We start from the raw sequence: 17,331 nt of genomic DNA on the forward strand, positions 1-17,331 counted from the left end.
AAGCTCTCACTACTTTTAGTTACACGGACGTTTATATGCCTAGGCCATTATTTTCATTCACCTTTTTACTCATACCCCTTGCTTTGGGGGGGATGGCAGTGAATGCATTGAGTCAGCATGCTGTTGCCGCAGATGATGAACTGTTTGCCGACACTGCGGTAAATGTGCAACAAGTAAAAGCTTTTGTGCCGGTATTAAGTGAGGATTATGCAGTTGAACGGCAGTTCGTTGGGCAAGTTATAGCTAAACAACGTGCAGACATTGGCTTTGAACTAGCAGGTAAAATATCCAAAATATTCGTAGATGAAGGCGAACGTGTTGTGCAAGGTGATGTGTTGATGCAGCTAGACACCGAACTGCTAGAAATTGAATACATAGACTTACAAGCGCAACTACAACAATTAGCAGCCGATGCTGCTCTAGTTCAAGCTAACTTAAAACGGGTTAAGTCCCTTAAGAGCGACGGTTATGCATCAGCGCAAAGTGTCGATGAGTTGGTTGCTCAGCAAAAATCCTTAAAAGCCAATAAAGCGCGTATCGACGCCTCAATTAAAGCTAATCGCACCCGCATTGAAAAATCCACATTACTGGCTCCCTATAACGGCATTATCGATAAACGAACGGTGTCGGAAGGTGCGGTAGTTGGTGCTTCTCAGCCAGTGCTGACGGTATTACAGCAAGGCGCCAACGAGGTAAAAGTAGGTGTGCCGGTGCGCTTGCTCGAGCAGGTTGATATGGTCACTCCTAAATCGGTAACAGTGGCTAAGCGTCATTATTCGGTAGATTTAGTGGCAGCGGGTGGTCAGGTTGACCCGGTTACTCGCACCGTACAACTGCGGTTTGCTTTGCCTGATAACGATAGTTTGGTGAGTGGGCAATTGGCCTATCTAAATGTAGTGGAAACCGTTAAAGAGCCGGGTTATTGGGTGCCCGTGAGCGCGATTACCGATGGTGTGCGAGGCTTGTGGAATGTATATGCCATTGTGGCGCAAAGTGACGGCAGCTTTAAGTTAGAGCGCCGTGATGTAAGTGTGCGATATGCCACCGAAGAGCAAGCTTTTGTGAGAGGCGCGCTGCAGGCTGGCGAAGCCATCGTTGCCACAGGCATGCACCGTTACGTGCCCGGACAAACTGTTAACCCAAGCAAGGCGCTTAGCCAATGATTGCAGCTATTTATAATAATGGGCGTTTAATTTCCTTACTTATAGCGCTTATTTTGGTGGCTGGCATGGGGGCTGTTAGCACCTTGCCGCGCAGCGAAGACCCTAAAATTACCAGCCGTTTTGCCAGTATTGTGACTCAATATCCCGGTGCGTCTGCAGAACGGGTTGAAGCCTTGGTGACCGAATTAATCGAAAACAAAATTCGCAAATTGCCAGAAATTAAACGGGTTCAATCCTCTTCTCGTCCTGGCTTTTCGGTGCTGCAAGTTGAGTTAAAAGATGAAGTTATCGATGTTGTTCCCGTATGGGCAAGGGTGCGCGACTTGGTGGGAGAACTCCCCCCCTTGTTGCCCTTGGGAAGTTCTGAGCCGGTAGTCGATGATGACCGAGGTTATGCGTTTACCACCTTGGTTGCACTGCGTTGGACAGGGCCCGGAGATACCGACTTAGCCATTCTTGGCCGTTATGCTAAAGAGCTACAAAACCGTTTGCGCAATGTGGCAGGTACCGACTTTGTCGACCTACAAGGGCAGGGTGAAGAAGAAATACTGGTAGAAATTGAACCCTACCAAGCGGGCGCCATGCAGCTAACCACTGACCAAGTGTCGCAAATTATCGCCGGAGCGGATGCTAAGGTATCGGCGGGCGAACTGACTAACGACAATACACGGATGCAACTAGAGCTGGAGGGTGAACTTAACTCGCTAGAGCGGATTAAGAATATCCCAGTAAGCAGCGCCGAAAATGGTTATGTATTCCGCTTAGGAGATTTGGCCAAGGTAACACGCCAGCTTAAATCTCCACCCGAGCAAATTGCTGTGGTTGAGCGCGATTATGCGGTGGTAGTGGGCATAAGAATGCTCTCTGAATATCGGGTTGATTTGTGGAGCGCCCGAGTGAACCAAGCACTGGATGACTACCGCACCATTTTGCCTAGTAATGTCAGTGCCGACATCATCTTTGAGCAAGATGGTTACACCGCCAAGCGCTTAGGAGAGCTGGTGGTTAACGTGCTTATTGGTTTTGCCATTATTGTGGTGGTATTGCTGCTTACCTTAGGTTGGCGCTCGGCGCTGATTGTTGGTTTGTCACTACCCTTGACGGTAATGTTCACCTTAGCCTGTATGAAGTTTTATGGCTTGCCTATCCATCAAATGTCGGTAACCGGCTTGGTGGTGGCCTTGGGTATTATGGTGGATAACGCCATTGTAATGGCCGACACCATTGCCCAAAAGCGCCAGCAGGGCAAGAGCGGTTTACAGGCGGTAAAAGAGTCTTTAGCTCATTTGTGGCTGCCATTGCTGGGCTCTACATTAACAACCATACTTGCGTTTTTACCGATTGTATTAATGCCAGGGCCAGCGGGTGAGTTTGTTGGTGGTATTGCACTTAGCGTGATTTTCTCGCTGATTGGTTCTTACTTTATTTCTCACACCTTAGTAGCTATTTTTTCGGGGCACTTTTTGCCTTCACAACAAACCGCCGATCATTGGTACGAAAAAGGCGTGCAAGTTGCTTGGTTAAGCGGTGCCTTTAAAGCCTGTTTACGTACTAGTCTACGCTATCCTAAACTGGCGATTATTGTGGTATCTAGCCTGCCAATTTTGGGTTTCTACAGCGCCGGTAGTTTAACCGAGCAATTCTTTCCGCCGTCTGATCGTGACATGTTCCAGATTGAAGTGTACATGGCACCACAATCGAGTATCTACGCCACCGAACGTTTGACCGAAAAGTTAACCGAGCATTTATATGCCAAAGAGGGCATCAGCTCGGTGAGTTGGTTTGTAGGCAATAATGCCCCCTCGTTTTACTACAACTTGATGCTGCGCCAGCAGGGTGCCAAAAACTACGCCCAAGCAATGATTAAGACTGACGACTTTAGAGCTGCTAATGATTTGATTCCTAAGCTACAAGTCGAGTTTGATTTGCTCTATCCCGAAGCGCAAATTTTAGTCAGGAAACTAGAGCAGGGGCCTCCGTTTAATGCCCCGATTGAGTTACGGGTTTACGGGCCAAACCTAGATAAACTTAAAGAACTGGGAGATCAATACCGCCGCATTCTTTCCGAGATCCCACACGTTACTCATACGCGCGCTACTTTGTTGGCGGGTACACCCAAGGTGTGGTTAAAAGTTAATGAAGAAGCATCTCGCTTAAGCGGCATTGTATTAACTGATATTGCTGGTCAGTTACAGGCAAACCTGCAAGGCCGTATTAACGGTAGTGTGCTCGAGGCGAGTGAGTCTTTGCCGGTAAGGATCCGTTTGGCCGATGAACAACGTAAACACGTTGAGAACTTAGGTGATATAACCCTTACCAGCCAAATAGCCGGGAATATACCGCTAGCGTCTATCGCTGAACTAGATATTCGCCCCAGTCGCGGTGAAATTCCACGCCGGAACGGTAAACGAGTAAATACCGTAGAAGGCTATTTGCAAACCGATATTCTGCCAGAACAGGTTTTGGAAGTATTTCGGGAGCGTTTAGAGCAAGCCGATATTCCACTTCCCGCTGGATACAGCTTGGAGTTTGGTGGTGAAGGCGCCGAGCGTAATGAGGCGGTGGGCAATTTATTGGCCAGTGTCGGCATTATAGCGGTGCTACTGATTACTGTAGTGGTGCTGTCGTTTAACTCCTTCCGTTTAAGCTTCTTGATTATGATTACTGCTATTCAAGCGGCAGGTTTGGGTTTGTTAAGTGTATTTATATTTGATTACCCCTTCGGTTTTACCGTTATTATTGGGCTACTAGGTTTGGTGGGCTTAGCGATTAACGCGGCCATTGTGATTGTTGCGGAGCTTAAATCCGATGCTAAGGCTTGCGATGGTGATCATGAATCGATATGTTTTGGGGTGCTTAGTTGTACCCGGCATATTACTTCTACCACCATCACCACTGTGGGTGGCTTCTTACCGCTAATTTTAGAAGGTGGCGGTTTTTGGCCGCCGTTTGCGGTGGCGATTGCTGGTGGTACGGTGCTTACCACTATGCTGTCATTCTTCTTTGTGCCAGTGGTCTTTTCGATAATTGCCAAAGGCAAACGCAAAATCCCATCGGCAGGTGAGCCAACAGTGGCGCATTAGTAAAACCTCAATGAATAAAAAAGCCGCTAAAGCGGCTTTTTTTATTTAGTATTTTAGTCTCAACATAGCTTAGAAAGTAGGTGGCGTCGCGGCGCTGATGAGCTCACACTCTTCCTTACTTTTATTGCGAAAGCGATGTGGCTTACGGGTTTCAAAGTAATAAGAATCACCAGCTTTTAGCACTTTAGATTTGCTGCCTACGGTAATTTCTATTTCTCCGCGGATTACAATGCCACCTTCTTCACCTTCGTGTTGAATAAACTCGGTGCCAGTATCGGCGCCTGGTGGGTAAATCTCGCGTAAAATCGCCAGCTGTCGGCCATTGTGTTTACTACCAACCAATAACATTTTGACCTTGCCGTCACCTAGGTCGGTAAGTTCTTCGGCGCTATAGAAAATCTTGTCGTCACTTTCCATTTCAAGGGTGAAAAACTCGCCCATTGAAATAGGAATCGCATCAAGTATTTTTTTTAAAGAGCCTACCGAAGGGTTAACTTGGTTTTGCTCAATTTGCGAGATCATGCTGTTAGTGACCCCGCTTAATTTGGCCAGTTCACGTTGCGAAATGCCGCGCATTAGGCGAATACTTTTAAGGCGTTTTCCAACATCCATTAAGTTTTATTCCTCAAAATTCAACGCCTATTTAGCATTGCTAATCTTTAATTCTAGCAAGCGGCGTTTTTCTGCTTTGGCCATTAACCACCAAGCAATAAAAGTAGCGACAGATACTACACCAATAATCAGGGTAGCTAGGGCATTAATTTTGGGACTTACCCCTAACCTTACGCTAGAAAACACCACCATCGGCAAGGTTGTGGCACTTGGGCCCGATACAAAGCTGGCAATTACTAGGTCATCTAAAGATAAAGTGAAGGCCAATAACCAGCCGGCCACTAAGGCAGGAAGAATTGTCGGCAGGGTGATAACAAAAAATACTTTAAAAGGCGTCGCCCCCAAATCCATGGCGGCTTCTTCGATGCTTTTATCTAGCTCGCGCAAGCGCGAACTCACTACCACCGATACATAGGCAGTACAGAAGGTGACGTGGGCAATCCAAATGGTTAGCATGCCGCGTTGGCTAAATAGATCAAATACTTGGCCTAAAGAAATAAACAGCAATAACAGGCTTAAACCGGTGATCACTTCTGGCATCACCAGTGGCGCGGTAATCATAAAGGCAAAGCTGGTTTCACCTCTAAATTTGCTGTAGCGGGTCATCACAAAGGCAGCAAGGGTACCTAATACTACTGCCGCAGAGGCCGATAAAAAGCCAATGAGTAAGCTTAAGCTAATGCCATTCATTAGTAGTGAGTCGTTAAATAGCGCCCCATACCACTTGGTAGAAAAACCACTCCACACCGTCACTAAACGGTTAGCGTTAAACGAGTAAGCGATAAGGCTTAAAATCGGCAGGTATAAAAAGGCCAAGCCAAGGCTAAGTATCAGCCACTTCCACTTAGTTTTGTAAACCGGGATAGCATCCATTAGCTGGCCTCCAATTCACGTTTTTGATAACGATAAAAGAACATAATCGGCACCATTAATAGCAATAACATCACCGAGGCTACGGCTGATGCAACAGGCCAGTCACGGTTATTAAAGAACTCTTGCCATAGCACCTTGCCAATAAGAATAGAGTCAGGCCCACCCAGTAATTCAGGGATAACAAATTCACCTACAGCGGGAATAAATACCAACATTGAGCCCGCAATAATGCCAGCTTTGGTTAGCGGCAGTAGCACTTTGAATAATACCGTTAGGGTCGAGGCGCCTAAATCACGTGCCGCTTCTATCAGGGAATAATCAACTCGCATAAGAGCGGTGTATAAGGGCAGGATCATAAACGGCAAATAGGTATACACAATGCCAATATAAACCGCTGTGTCGGTGTGCAGTATTTGTAGTGGTTCGTCGATAACACCTACGTAAAGCAAGATGTTGTTTAAGAAGCCATTGTTTTTAAGAATGCCAATCCATGCATAAACCCGAATTAAAAAGCTGGTCCACGAGGGGAGAATAATCAGCATCAGCAAAATATTTCTGTTAGCAGGGCTTGAATGCACGATAGCCCAGGCCATTGGAAAGCCAATAACAAAACACAAAAAAGTCGAAATTGAGGCAATGCGTACCGACTGCAAGTAGGAGCTAATGTAGAGATCGTCTTCGATTAAGTAGCCATAGTTGCCTAAGTTGAGCAGTATTTGCACTTGCTCATCCACCATAGTGATTAACTCACTATAGGGAGGAATGGCAATCATTGCCTCGGCAAAACTGATTTTAAAGACAATAAAGAACGGCATTAAAAAGAATAAAAATAGCCAAAAGTAAGGCACCGCCATAATGGCGCAGCGCCCACTTGGCACCCAGCGATTAAGCCTTTGTTTAAGTTTGTTGCTAAGCATGGTCATATTTTGAGTACCACGCAGCTGTCGGCTTGCCAGCACAAGTACACTTGGTCTTCCCAGGTTGGCATATTGTTGCGGTGGCGGCTGCTATTGGGCATAGCGGCGGTGACCCGTTTACCGCTGGCTAAACGCACATAGTAAATAGACTGATCGCCAAGATAGGCGATGTCTTCTACCTTGCCTTGACATACATTGTTATGGCGCCCCTTAAGGGTTTTGAAAATACTCATTTTTTCGGGGCGAACAGCCACCATGAACGGTACGCCAGGAGCCGATGATACACCGTGATTTAAGCTAATTGGATAACCAAGCTCTGGGCTGTCGATAGTTGCGCTGTCGTTATCATTGTCACGCAACACTCCCTCAAATACGTTTACTGAGCCAATAAACTCGGCACTAAAACGCGAGTTAGGGTATTCGTAAATTTCTTCTGGCTCGCCCACTTGAATAAACTGGCCGCGATTCATAATGGCAATGCGGCTTGCCATGGTCATGGCTTCTTCTTGGTCGTGAGTTACCATTACGCAGGTAACGCCAACCTTTTCTAGAATATCCACTACTTCAAGCTGCATTTGACCACGCAGGTTTTTATCTAGTGCACCCATCGGTTCGTCTAACAGTAACAGTTTTGGACGTTTAGCTAAGCTACGTGCAAGTGCCACGCGTTGGCGTTGCCCACCCGATAATTGATGCGGCTTGCGGCGAGCGTAGTCTTTCATGCGCACTAGCTCGAGCATCTTAGCTACGGTTGCGCCAATTTCATCTTTGGGCAGCTTGTCTTGTTTTAGGCCAAAGGCGATATTTTGTTCCACGGTCATGTGGGGAAATAGCGCATAGGATTGAAACATCATATTTACTGGGCGCTGATGTGGAGGCACACCAATCAGCTCTTGGCCATCGAGAATAATTTTGCCAGCACTGGGCTTTTCGAAGCCAGCTAACAACCTTAGTAAAGTGGATTTACCACAACCCGATGCACCTAATAAGGCAAAAATTTCGCCCTTGTTTATGGTTAGGCTTACGTTGTCTACGGCTATTGCGCCGTCGTAGTCTTTACTTAAATTTTCAATGTGTAACAAAGGTTCCGGGGCTTTTTCGCCATCAACTGGAAGCTTTGAAATGTGTGACACCGCAGCCATTGCGGATCCTCCATAAAGAATCAAAAACGCACTTGCCACCCAAGGGTGGCAAGTGATTACTTAGTTTTGAAGAAACTTAGTCCAAGAGCGTGTCAGAGTTCGAGACGCTTTTGCTGGCATTACCTTGGCTCCATATAATTTAGCCAAGGTTTCGTCACTTGGATAGATACCCGGATGTTCAATAATTTCTGGATCAATAAACTCTTTAGAGGCAGGCGTTGGGTTGGCATACCATACGTAGTTAGAGATCTCCGAAATCACTTTAGGCTGTAGCAAGAAGTTGATGAATTTGTGTGCATTATCTTTATGTGGTGCATCCGCTGGAATGGCCATTAGGTCAAACCAGGCTAAGGCTCCTTCTTGCGGGATAACGTACTCAACCACTACTCCGTTATCGGCTTCGGCTGCGCGATCAGAGGCTTGCAGTACATCACCAGACCAACCAATAGCCACACAAATGTCACCGTTCGCTAAGTCGTTAATGTATTGCGAAGAGTGAAAATAAGTCACATAAGGGCGCACTGATTTGAGCAGTTTGTAAGCCTCGCCAGTGTCTTTGTAGTCGTTCGGATCAACACTGTTTGGATCTTTACCTACGTAATGCAGCGCTGCTGCAAATAACTCGGTAGGAGCATTTAAAAATGCTACTCCACAGCTTTGCAGTTTTTCCATGTTTTCTGGCTTAAATACCAGATCCCAACTATCTACTGGGGCGTCGTCACCTAATACTTCTTTAACTTTGTCTACGTTGTAACCTAAACCTGTGGTCCCCCAAAGGTAAGGCACTGCATATTGATTATCCGGATCTGCAGTTTCATCAAGCATTGACATGATTTTATCATCTAAGTTGGCGTAGTTACTCAACTTTGTTTTATCTAATTTGATAAACGCACCAGCCTGAACTTGGCGGGCTAAAAAGTCTGAAGTTGGCACCACAATGTCAAAACCGGTTGAGCCAGAAAGAATCTTGGCTTCAAGTACTTCGTTTGAATCGAATACATCGTAAACCACTTTAATGCCGGTTTCGGCTTCAAACTGGGCGATGGTATCTTCGGCGATATAGTCAGACCAGTTGTACACATTAAGTACTTTTTCTTCGGCTGCCTGCAGGGTAAATGCGCTGGCAGTTAACAGGGAGGCTAGGGTTAGGGTAAAGCTAGCGTTTTTCATGTTGTTCTCCAAATCCTTGTGGTGATTGCTCGTACTGCTTCGCGGATTAACTCAATGCCTGCAGAGTGTCATCCAAACTTTGTTTTGCCAGTGTAATTAACTGATCGACTTGTTGTTTTGTAATAACCAATGGGGGTGAAATAATCATGGTATCGCCGCAAGCGCGCATGATAAGCCCGTTGTTTATGCATATATCGCGACACACACCGCCAGCGCCTTGCTCTTTGCTAAAGCGTTGCAGGGTGTTTTTATCGGCAACCAGCTCTATGGCTGCCACCATGCCTTTGCTGCGAGCCTCGCCGACTAAGGGATGGCTAGCCAGTTCTTGCCAGCGTTGGGCTAGATAAGGGGCTATGTCATCGCGTACATGGCTAATAATGTTCTCTTGTTGCATGATGCGAATGTTTTCAATGGCTACCGCGCAAGCTGCAGGGTGGCCGGAATAAGTAAAGCCATGAGCAAATTCGGTATCGGCCTCGGTTAGGCCTTGAGCTACTTTGTCCGACACTATCACTGCGCCCATTGGTAAGTAGCCAGAGGTAATGCCTTTCGCTAAACACAGTAAATCTGGCTTAATGTTGTAGGTTTGGCAGGCAAACCATTCGCCAGTGCGGCCAAATCCACAGATCACTTCGTCTACTATCAATAAAATATCGTATTTGTCGCAAATGCGTTGAATCTCAGGCCAATAAGAGTCGGGTGGAATAATTACGCCACCGGCACCTTGGATAGGCTCGGCGATAAATGCCGCTACTTTATCTTCGCCTAGCCCTAGAATTTTTTGCTCTAATTGCTGGGCGCGTTCTAAACCAAACTGTTGCGGATCTTGGCCTTGACCTTCTTCAAACCAATAAGGTTGATCGATGTGGCTAATATTGGGCAATGGCAAGCCACCTTGGGCGTGCATAAAGCCCATGCCTCCAAGGCTTGCTCCTGCCATGGTGCTGCCATGATAGGCATTGTTGCGACTAATTATTTCTAACTTATTGGGCTGGCCTTTGCTGGCCCAATAGTGGCGTACCATGCGCACTACGGTGTCATTACACTCTGAACCCGAGCCGGTAAAAAAGGCATGATTTAAGCCCTCTGGCGTTAGTTCGGCTAGCAGGGTAGATAATTCAACTGCCGGGCTGTGAGTAGTTTGAAAAAACAGGTTGTAGTAAGGCAGTTGCTGCATTTGTTTGGCTGCAGCATCAACTAACTCTTGGCGACCATAACCTAGATTTACACACCACAAGCCGGCCATGGCATCGAGCAACTTATTGCCCTCACTGTCGAATACAAACACACCTTCGCCTCGTTCTATCACTCGAGCTCCCTTGGCATTTAACTCTTTAAAGTTAGTGAAAGGGTGCAAACAGTGGGCGCTGTCTTGTTGTTGTATCGTCAATGTTGCTGTGCTCATTTCGCCTCCTTGTGGCTGAGTTAACTCTGGGTTTATACGTTGAGTAACAAAAACTCACGTTCCCAAGAACTAATGACCTTGAAGTAGGTTTGGTATTCCTTACGTTTTACTGCCACGTAACAATTCACAAAGCGCTCACCAAGGATTTCTTTGAGTTCGTCGCATTGCTCTAACTTAACTAATGCTTCTTCTAAAGTGCCGGGCAGGGTGTAACGGTCTTCGCTTACATCACCTTTTTCCTCTGCAGAAGGTGTTAGCTGTTTTTTCATGCCGATGTAACCGCAGGCTAAGGTAAGTGCCATGGCTAGATAAGGGTTGGCGTCGGCGCCGGCAAAGCGGTTTTCTACGCGGCGATTTTGCTTATCTGATAGCGGTACGCGTAAACCCACGGTGCGGTTGTCGATGCCCCATTGCAAATTAATTGGCGCCGAGTCGCCAAACATTAAGCGTCGATAGCTGTTCACGTTAGGGGCATAAAAGGCAATGCTAGCGGGAGTAAATTGCTGTAAACCGGCGATAAAACTTAAAAACATTTGGCTGTTGCTGCCATCTTCATTAGCAAACAAATTGTTGCCATTATGGTCTTCTAAGCTTTGGTGAATATGCATCGCGCTGCCGGGCTCATCTTCCATTGGCTTAGCCATGAACGTGGCATAGGTATCATGCTGTAAGGCTGCTTCGCGCATGGTGCGTTTGAAAAGGAAAACTTGGTCACAGGCTAAGGTTGGCTCGCCGTGATCAAAGTTAATTTCCATTTGCGCTGCACCAGATTCATGCACCAAGGTATCTACGTCTAGGTTCTGTGCTTCGCAGTAGTCGTACATGTCTTCAAACAGCGGATCAAACTCATTTACCGCATCAATGCTAAAAGACTGACGTGCTGTTTCTGGTCGCCCATTACGTCCAATGGGTGGCTCTAGTGGGTAATCCCAGTCGAGGTTTTTCTTCACTAAGAAAAACTCTAGTTCTGGCGCCACAATTGGCTTCCAGCCTTCTTTTTCGTAGAGCGCGAGTACTTTTTTTAGGACTGAGCGTGGCGCCATGCCAATCAGCTCGCCTTGGCTGTCGTAACAATCGTGAATAAGCTGAGCGGTAGGCTCTTTGGCCCAAGGAACAAAACGCAGGCTGTCGGTATCGGGCTCTAGGTTCATGTCTTTTTCGGTCCAATCGAATAAGTCATCATCGTCGGGCCAGTCGCCAGTGACTGTTTGGTAGAAAATTGATTCAGGCAGGCGCATACCGCCTTCTTTTAGATACTTGCTGGCGGGAATGATTTTGCCGCGAGCATTACCGGTTATATCGGGGATGAGGCACTCAACTTCGGTTATACGATTTTCCTCAAACCACTTCCTGACGTTATCCATAATCACCTGTCATAAATCTGTTAAGTAAATAGGGGCATTTTCTTGTTTAGCTTAATTTTTGCCCCGTATTAATTAGAATTGTCATGATTTTTCGCCAAAGTCAACAGAGTGTTAAATAAAAACTAAATATAGCCCCTTTTTTAGCTTATTGTGCAATTTAATTTGCATTATACTTAACACTGTGTTGTAAATTTATAGGGTTTAAGGGACGCTTTTACCAAGGGACTGTTAATTATGTTGAAACACCAGCCACAGATTCAGCCAATCAGTATGCTTCAACAAGTAGAGGATTTTTTGGCGGCTCATCCACAGTTAGAGAGCATAGATTTAATGCTATCTGATATGAATGGTGTGATCCGCGGTAAACGCATAGAAGCGGCGTCCTTAGCCAAAATTGCCCAAGAGGGGATGTGTTTACCGGCTTCGGTATTTGCGCTGGATATTTGCGGTGACACCGTAGAGCAAACCGGACTGGGCTTTGAACAAGGCGATGGCGATCGTATTTGTCACTTGCTACCACATAGCTTGTCGATGATTCCTTGGAAAAAAAATGCCGCGCAAGCTTTATTAACCATGCATGAAGTTGATGGTTCGCCATTTTTTGCAGACCCTCGACAATTACTTAGTAAAGTATTGCAAGGATTGCATCAGCAAAATTTATTTCCCTGTGTGGCCATTGAGTGGGAGTTTTATTTACTTGATGCTCGCAGTGAAAACCGCCAACCACAAGCGCCGCTGTTGCCAAAATCGCAACAACGTATGCAGCAAACCCAAGTTTATTCCTTAGATGAACTTGATGAATTTGATGAATTTATTCGTGATATTCAGGATTACTGCCATACCCAAAATATTCCCAGCGACAACGTTATTGCAGAATACGCTCCCGGGCAGTTTGAAGTGACATTGCAGCATCAGCACGACCCGCTGCTGGCTTGCGATCAAGCCATTCTATTGAAACGCGCAATTAAAGCAGTAGCCAAACAACATGGCTATTTAGCCACTTTTATGGCCAAACCTTATGCCGAGCATTCTGGCAACGGCTGCCACGTGCACATTAGTATGTTAGACAAGCAGGGCCACAACCGCTTTTCCACTGAACAAAGCTTGCTGGAATTCGCCTTGGCCGGGCTATTAGACACCATGCCCCAGGCCATTGCTTTGTTAGCACCTAATGCCAACTCTTATCGCCGATTCCAACCCGATATGTTTGTGCCATTGCAAGCCGATTGGGGCTGGGACAACCGTACCGTTGCCTTGCGCATACCTTCTGGCAGCACTGAAAATACCCGCATCGAGCACCGCGTAGCAGGTGCCGACTGTAATCCTTATATTGTTATGTCGGCCTTATTAGCCGGGATTACCCATGGCATAGAACAACAGCTTGATTGCCCTAAAGCAGTGAGCGGCGATGCCAGTAAAGTACCAGCCCCTGCTTTGCCGAGCTCTTGGCAGCAGGCCTTAGCCGAATTTGAGCACTCCACCTTGTGGTCGTTACTAGGTGCAGATTTTAGCCATGTATACCATGCCAACAAACTTAATGAGTGGCAGCGCTTTGAGGCGCAAGTGACACCTTTAGAACAGCAGTGGTATCAGCAAATGGTGTAGTGCGAATAGCAGATTTGTTTTTATGTTTAAGGTGAGAAAATGAAAGCGCAACATGCAAATTCATATTATGCAGCAAGTGCCAACCTACAGTTGGACTATCCGCAACTGCAAGGCGAGCATCAAGCTGATGTATGTGTAGTAGGGGCAGGTATAACCGGCGCTAGCACCGCACTAGAGTTAGCTAGCCAAGGTTATAAGGTTATTTTGCTAGAAGGCAGCCGAGTAGGCTGGGGAGCCTCGGGACGAAGTGGCGGGCAAGCTATTTTTGGCTGGGCCAGTGAGCAGTCCACCCTAGAGAAATTGGTGGGTAAAGATGATGCCAAAAAACTCTGGGACCTCTCGGTTGAATCGCTAGCTGTTACTAAAGACAACATTCGCAAACACCAAATCGATTGTGATTGGCAAGATGGCCAAATTCACGTTGCGATTAAAGATCGCCATGTTCGCGAGCTAAAAGAATGGCAGCAACAACTCAGTGAAGATTACGGCTATGAGCATTTAGAATTCTGGTCGCAAGACAAGCTCGAAAGCCAGTTAACAAGCCCACGTTATTTAGGTGGGATGTTTGATTCAAACAGCGGTCACTTACATCCGCTGAATTACACCTTAGGCTTGGTAAAGGCTGCTGAAAATGCTGGCGCTAGCATTTATGAAGACAGCAAGGTCATCAAAATTGAACACGGCGCTAAGGTTAAGCTTCATACTGCGCAAGCCAGCGTTAGTTGCCAACACGTGGTGTTGGCCTGTAATGCTTATATGGAAGGGTTAAACAGTAAGTTAGAAAGCAAGGTAATGCCGGTAGGTACTTATATTTGTGCCACGAAACCCTTAGGTGAAGAGCGTGCACGCGAACTGATTGCCAACAACATGGCGGTATGCGACATCAACTTTGTACTGGACTATTACCGCTGCTCTGGCGATCACCGCATGTTGTTTGGTGGCCGAGTGAGTTATTCGGGAATTGAACCACGTAATTTAGCGCAAACCATGAAACAACGCATGGATTGGGTATTCCCTCAATTAAGCGATGAAGCGGTGGAGTTTGCCTGGGGGGGTAATGTAGGCATCACTATTAACCGTGCGCCGCACTTTGGCCGAATAGCACCAAATGTGTATTTTGCTCAAGGCTTCTCGGGCCATGGCATTGCAGCCACTGGTTTGGCGGGTAAGCTAATGGCGGAATCGATTATGGCCACCTCAGAGCGCTTTGACATATTCGATAAAATTCCACACATGCCTTTTCCCGGTGGGCGCTTATTACGTACTCCTGCCTTAGTGCTTGCCATGACCTATTACCGAATTCGAGATTTGCTTTAGTACTATCGGCTGGCCAAGCGCCAGCCGTTCAATCCTTGTTTCTCGTACTATAGTTCGTATTTTCTGCCTATAAACCTATTAGCGTCCGCTGATTTATCGTTATACTTGCCTAATATTCGTAATCATAAAGGTAAGCACGTAATGGCTGCATCACCGATTAATCAGGTTTTTCCTAAGGCAAGTCGCCTTGTATACGGCTGCATGGGCTTAGGCGGAAACTGGGATAACTCACCTGTAACGCAAGATCATTTAAACCAAGCGCATACCGCTATTGATGCGGCCTTAGAAATAGGCATTAACTATTTTGACCACGCCGACATCTATACCATAGGTAAGGCTGAGCAAGTATTTGGTCAAGTATTGGCGCAGCGCCCAGAGCTGCGTGAGCAAATTATTCTGCAAACTAAAGCAGCAATTCGTTTTGGTGATGAGCAGTGGTGTGGTCGTTATGATTGGTCGGCAGATTACATTCGTCAAAGTGTTGAAGATTCGCTGCGCCGCTTACAAAGTGAAACCATAGATGTGATGATGCTGCACCGCCCAGATCCTTTGGCCGAAATGGACGAAGTGGCCGCGGTGCTTAGCGAGCTTAAAGATAGCGGTAAAGTGCAGCACTTTGGTGTATCTAACATGAGTGGAGCACAAATTGCGCATTTGCAATCGCTGCTGAGTTTTCCGCTAGTGGCTAATCAGTTAGAGATGAGTTTGTCGAAACTAGACTGGCTTGACCACAATATTGCAGTAAACGACGAACAGGTAAAAGGCCACAGTTTTGCGCCTGGTACCCTTGAGTATTGCGCTATGAATAAGGTGCAAATTCAGGCTTGGGGAAGTTTATCCCGCGGCTTGTTTAGCGGTGCCGATTTATCAAATGCCAGCCAAGCTCAGCGTGATACCGCGCAGCTTGTTCGCCAATACGCCGATCAAAACTCAAGTTCGCCAGAGGCCGTTGTACTAGCGTGGCTAATGCGCCACCCAGCTGGGATTCAACCAGTGATTGGTAGTGTAAACCCAGACCGCATTCGCGCCTGTGGTGACGCCACTAAACTGCAGCTTAGTCGCGAGCAATGGTATCAGTTGTATGTCACATCGCGTGGCAAGGCTTTACCTTAAACACTGCATATTCAAGAAAAACGCCGAGCTAATGCTCGGCGTTTTTGTTAGTAAAGCTACGCTGCTGGTGGCGTGAACTCTGCTTTAAGTTGTTTTACCAAGCTTACCAGCCACCACGCTACTACTGCGCTAAGTATTACCGTAGATAGCGGCATAACCAGCCAGATCCCTACCACGCCATAGGCTGCGGGCAATAGCAACATAAACGGCAGTTGAATAGCCATATTGCCGACCGAAATAAAGCTAGCGCGATTAGCACGGTTTATCGACTGAAATACCACCGCGCCGGTAAAAATTAAGCCGTCTAATGGCATGGCCCAAAGGTGTATGCGAATACCGCTTACTGTGGCGTCTAATAGTGCAGGGTCATCGTTGTTAAATATCGATACGCTTAGTTCGCTAAATAGGTTCATCAAAAACACCGCCGCTACACCGCTACCTAGGATAATGCTAAAGCCTAACGCCATCACTTTTAGCACATTGTCGTAGCGTTTAGCGCCAAAGTTATAGGAGATGAGAGGCTGCATACCGTTAGCAAACCCTTCGGCAATAAAGTAATAAATAACGCTTAAGTACAACACAATGGCATAGGCGCCGGTGTCGGTCACACTGCCATAACGTAAGAATAAGTAGTTGTGCACCAAGGTAATAAAGGCGGTGTATACCGTAGTAAAAAAGCTGCTTAAACCTAAATTGCTGATATTAGCGAGGTACTTTGGCTTTAAGCTAAAACCGCTAACTTGAAAACTCAAGCTGCTGTAGCGAGAGAAAAAGTATGAAATGGCCAAGAACATTACCAGGGCTTGTGCGCCTAAGGTGGCGTAAGCCGCACCCGCTAGCTGCCAATCCCACTTTACAATAAATAAATAATCGAGGCCGATGTTGGCCAATGCGCCCACTATCATCAATAGGGTGGCAAAGTTGGGAGAGTTGTCGTTTCTAATCAAGATGGGCAGGGCGCAGCTAAACAATACAACCAGCGCGCCGTTACCTAAAATGCCTAGGTAGCTCTCGGCCATATGTTGAATATTGCCGCTGGCCCCTTGCAAGGTAATGGGTTTGGCGCCTAATAAGGCCAAAATGGCACTAAACAGCACCGCCATTATCAACATGAGCAAGAAGGCGTGGCTTAACAAACTTTGCGCCTTGCTGGTTTTGCCCTCTCCGGTGGCAATAGAGATTAACGCACCGCCACCTACACCAACCATTAAACCTAAACCGGTGACTAAAAATATAATCGGCCAAGCTAGGTTAATGGCTGCTAACCCTTCTGCACCGAGCACTTGGCCAATGAACATGCCATCAACAATCAGATAAATGCCACTCACAATCATTGCTACGACCGAAGGAATGGAATAGCGCCAAAATTGTAAGGTAATGTTTTTACTAAGCATGATTGACCAAGGTTAGGGAATAGAAAGTACTCAGTGAGCACCGAATTGCAGCCCCATCATATTCACTTTAATGGAGCAGACAAGAGGGAAAGCTAACAAATAAGGGCTATGCTTATTGTTTGTGCAAATGCTGCTGGAATACTTAGGGTCTGTTGATCTTTGCTGATGGTTTT

Annotated in this window: 13 protein-coding genes; 5 read left to right on the forward strand and 8 right to left on the reverse strand. The window is 46.6% G+C overall.

The features are described 5' to 3' along the window. The first annotated feature begins 92 nt into the window (after positions 1-92). Entirely contained in the window at positions 93-1,163 is a 1,071-nt protein-coding gene (locus tag K5620_RS01345) for an efflux RND transporter periplasmic adaptor subunit (RefSeq protein ID WP_425514908.1), read from the forward strand. Continuing rightward, entirely contained in the window at positions 1,160-4,246 is a 3,087-nt protein-coding gene (locus tag K5620_RS01350; protein ID WP_016399830.1) for an efflux RND transporter permease subunit, read from the forward strand. The genes K5620_RS01345 and K5620_RS01350 overlap by 4 nt, the downstream gene beginning before the upstream one ends. A gap of 69 nt (positions 4,247-4,315) precedes the next feature. On the opposite strand, the gene K5620_RS01355 is transcribed toward K5620_RS01350, so the two are convergent. The 7 genes from K5620_RS01355 to K5620_RS01385 are packed head-to-tail and all read right to left on the reverse strand — an operon-like array spanning position 4,316 to position 11,729. Then, positions 4,316-4,858 carry a cupin domain-containing protein gene (locus K5620_RS01355; protein WP_016399829.1) on the reverse strand — a complete coding sequence of 181 codons (543 nt, stop codon included), beginning with the start codon at positions 4,856-4,858 and terminating at the stop codon, positions 4,316-4,318. A gap of 27 nt (positions 4,859-4,885) precedes the next feature. Next, complete coding sequence (locus K5620_RS01360; protein ID WP_016399828.1) at positions 4,886-5,731, reverse strand: ABC transporter permease subunit; 846 nt, start codon at positions 5,729-5,731, stop codon at positions 4,886-4,888. Beyond that, entirely contained in the window at positions 5,731-6,654 is a 924-nt protein-coding gene (gene potH, locus K5620_RS01365; protein WP_016399827.1) for a putrescine ABC transporter permease PotH, read from the reverse strand. The genes K5620_RS01360 and potH overlap by 1 nt, the downstream gene beginning before the upstream one ends. Next, positions 6,651-7,790, reverse strand: coding sequence for a putrescine ABC transporter ATP-binding subunit PotG (gene potG / locus K5620_RS01370; RefSeq protein WP_016399826.1), 1,140 nt, complete (start codon positions 7,788-7,790; stop codon positions 6,651-6,653). Before potG ends, potH begins: the two co-directional genes overlap by 4 nt. 60 nt (positions 7,791-7,850) lie before the next feature. Beyond that, a complete protein-coding gene (locus K5620_RS01375; RefSeq protein WP_016399825.1) occupies positions 7,851-8,960 on the reverse strand; it encodes an extracellular solute-binding protein in 1,110 nt (369 codons plus the stop codon). A gap of 46 nt (positions 8,961-9,006) precedes the next feature. After that, positions 9,007-10,365 (reverse strand): aspartate aminotransferase family protein, encoded by a 1,359-nt coding sequence (locus tag K5620_RS01380; RefSeq protein WP_016399824.1) that lies wholly within the window; start codon positions 10,363-10,365, stop codon positions 9,007-9,009. A 32-nt stretch (positions 10,366-10,397) separates the two neighbouring features. After that, positions 10,398-11,729, reverse strand: a complete 1,332-nt coding sequence (locus tag K5620_RS01385) for a glutamine synthetase family protein (protein ID WP_016399823.1) — start codon at positions 11,727-11,729, stop codon at positions 10,398-10,400. 234 nt (positions 11,730-11,963) lie between these two features. On the opposite strand from K5620_RS01385, the gene K5620_RS01390 reads away from it, so the two are divergent. From K5620_RS01390 to K5620_RS01400, 3 genes are all read left to right on the forward strand, one after another. Then, a complete protein-coding gene (locus K5620_RS01390) occupies positions 11,964-13,334 on the forward strand; it encodes a glutamine synthetase family protein (protein ID WP_016399822.1) in 1,371 nt (456 codons plus the stop codon). A 39-nt stretch (positions 13,335-13,373) separates the two neighbouring features. Continuing rightward, positions 13,374-14,651, forward strand: a complete 1,278-nt coding sequence (locus tag K5620_RS01395) for an NAD(P)/FAD-dependent oxidoreductase (protein WP_016399821.1) — start codon at positions 13,374-13,376, stop codon at positions 14,649-14,651. A gap of 141 nt (positions 14,652-14,792) precedes the next feature. Beyond that, positions 14,793-15,764, forward strand: coding sequence for an aldo/keto reductase (locus K5620_RS01400; RefSeq protein ID WP_016399820.1), 972 nt, complete (start codon positions 14,793-14,795; stop codon positions 15,762-15,764). A 56-nt stretch (positions 15,765-15,820) separates the two neighbouring features. Here the strand turns inward: K5620_RS01400 and K5620_RS01405 are convergent, their stop codons facing one another. After that, positions 15,821-17,158, reverse strand: a complete 1,338-nt coding sequence (locus K5620_RS01405) for an MATE family efflux transporter (protein WP_016399819.1) — start codon at positions 17,156-17,158, stop codon at positions 15,821-15,823. Positions 17,159-17,331 lie beyond the last annotated feature (173 nt).

The sequence above is a fragment of the Agarivorans albus genome, from assembly GCF_019670105.1.
In the GTDB taxonomy this organism is placed as follows: domain Bacteria; phylum Pseudomonadota; class Gammaproteobacteria; order Enterobacterales; family Celerinatantimonadaceae; genus Agarivorans; species Agarivorans albus.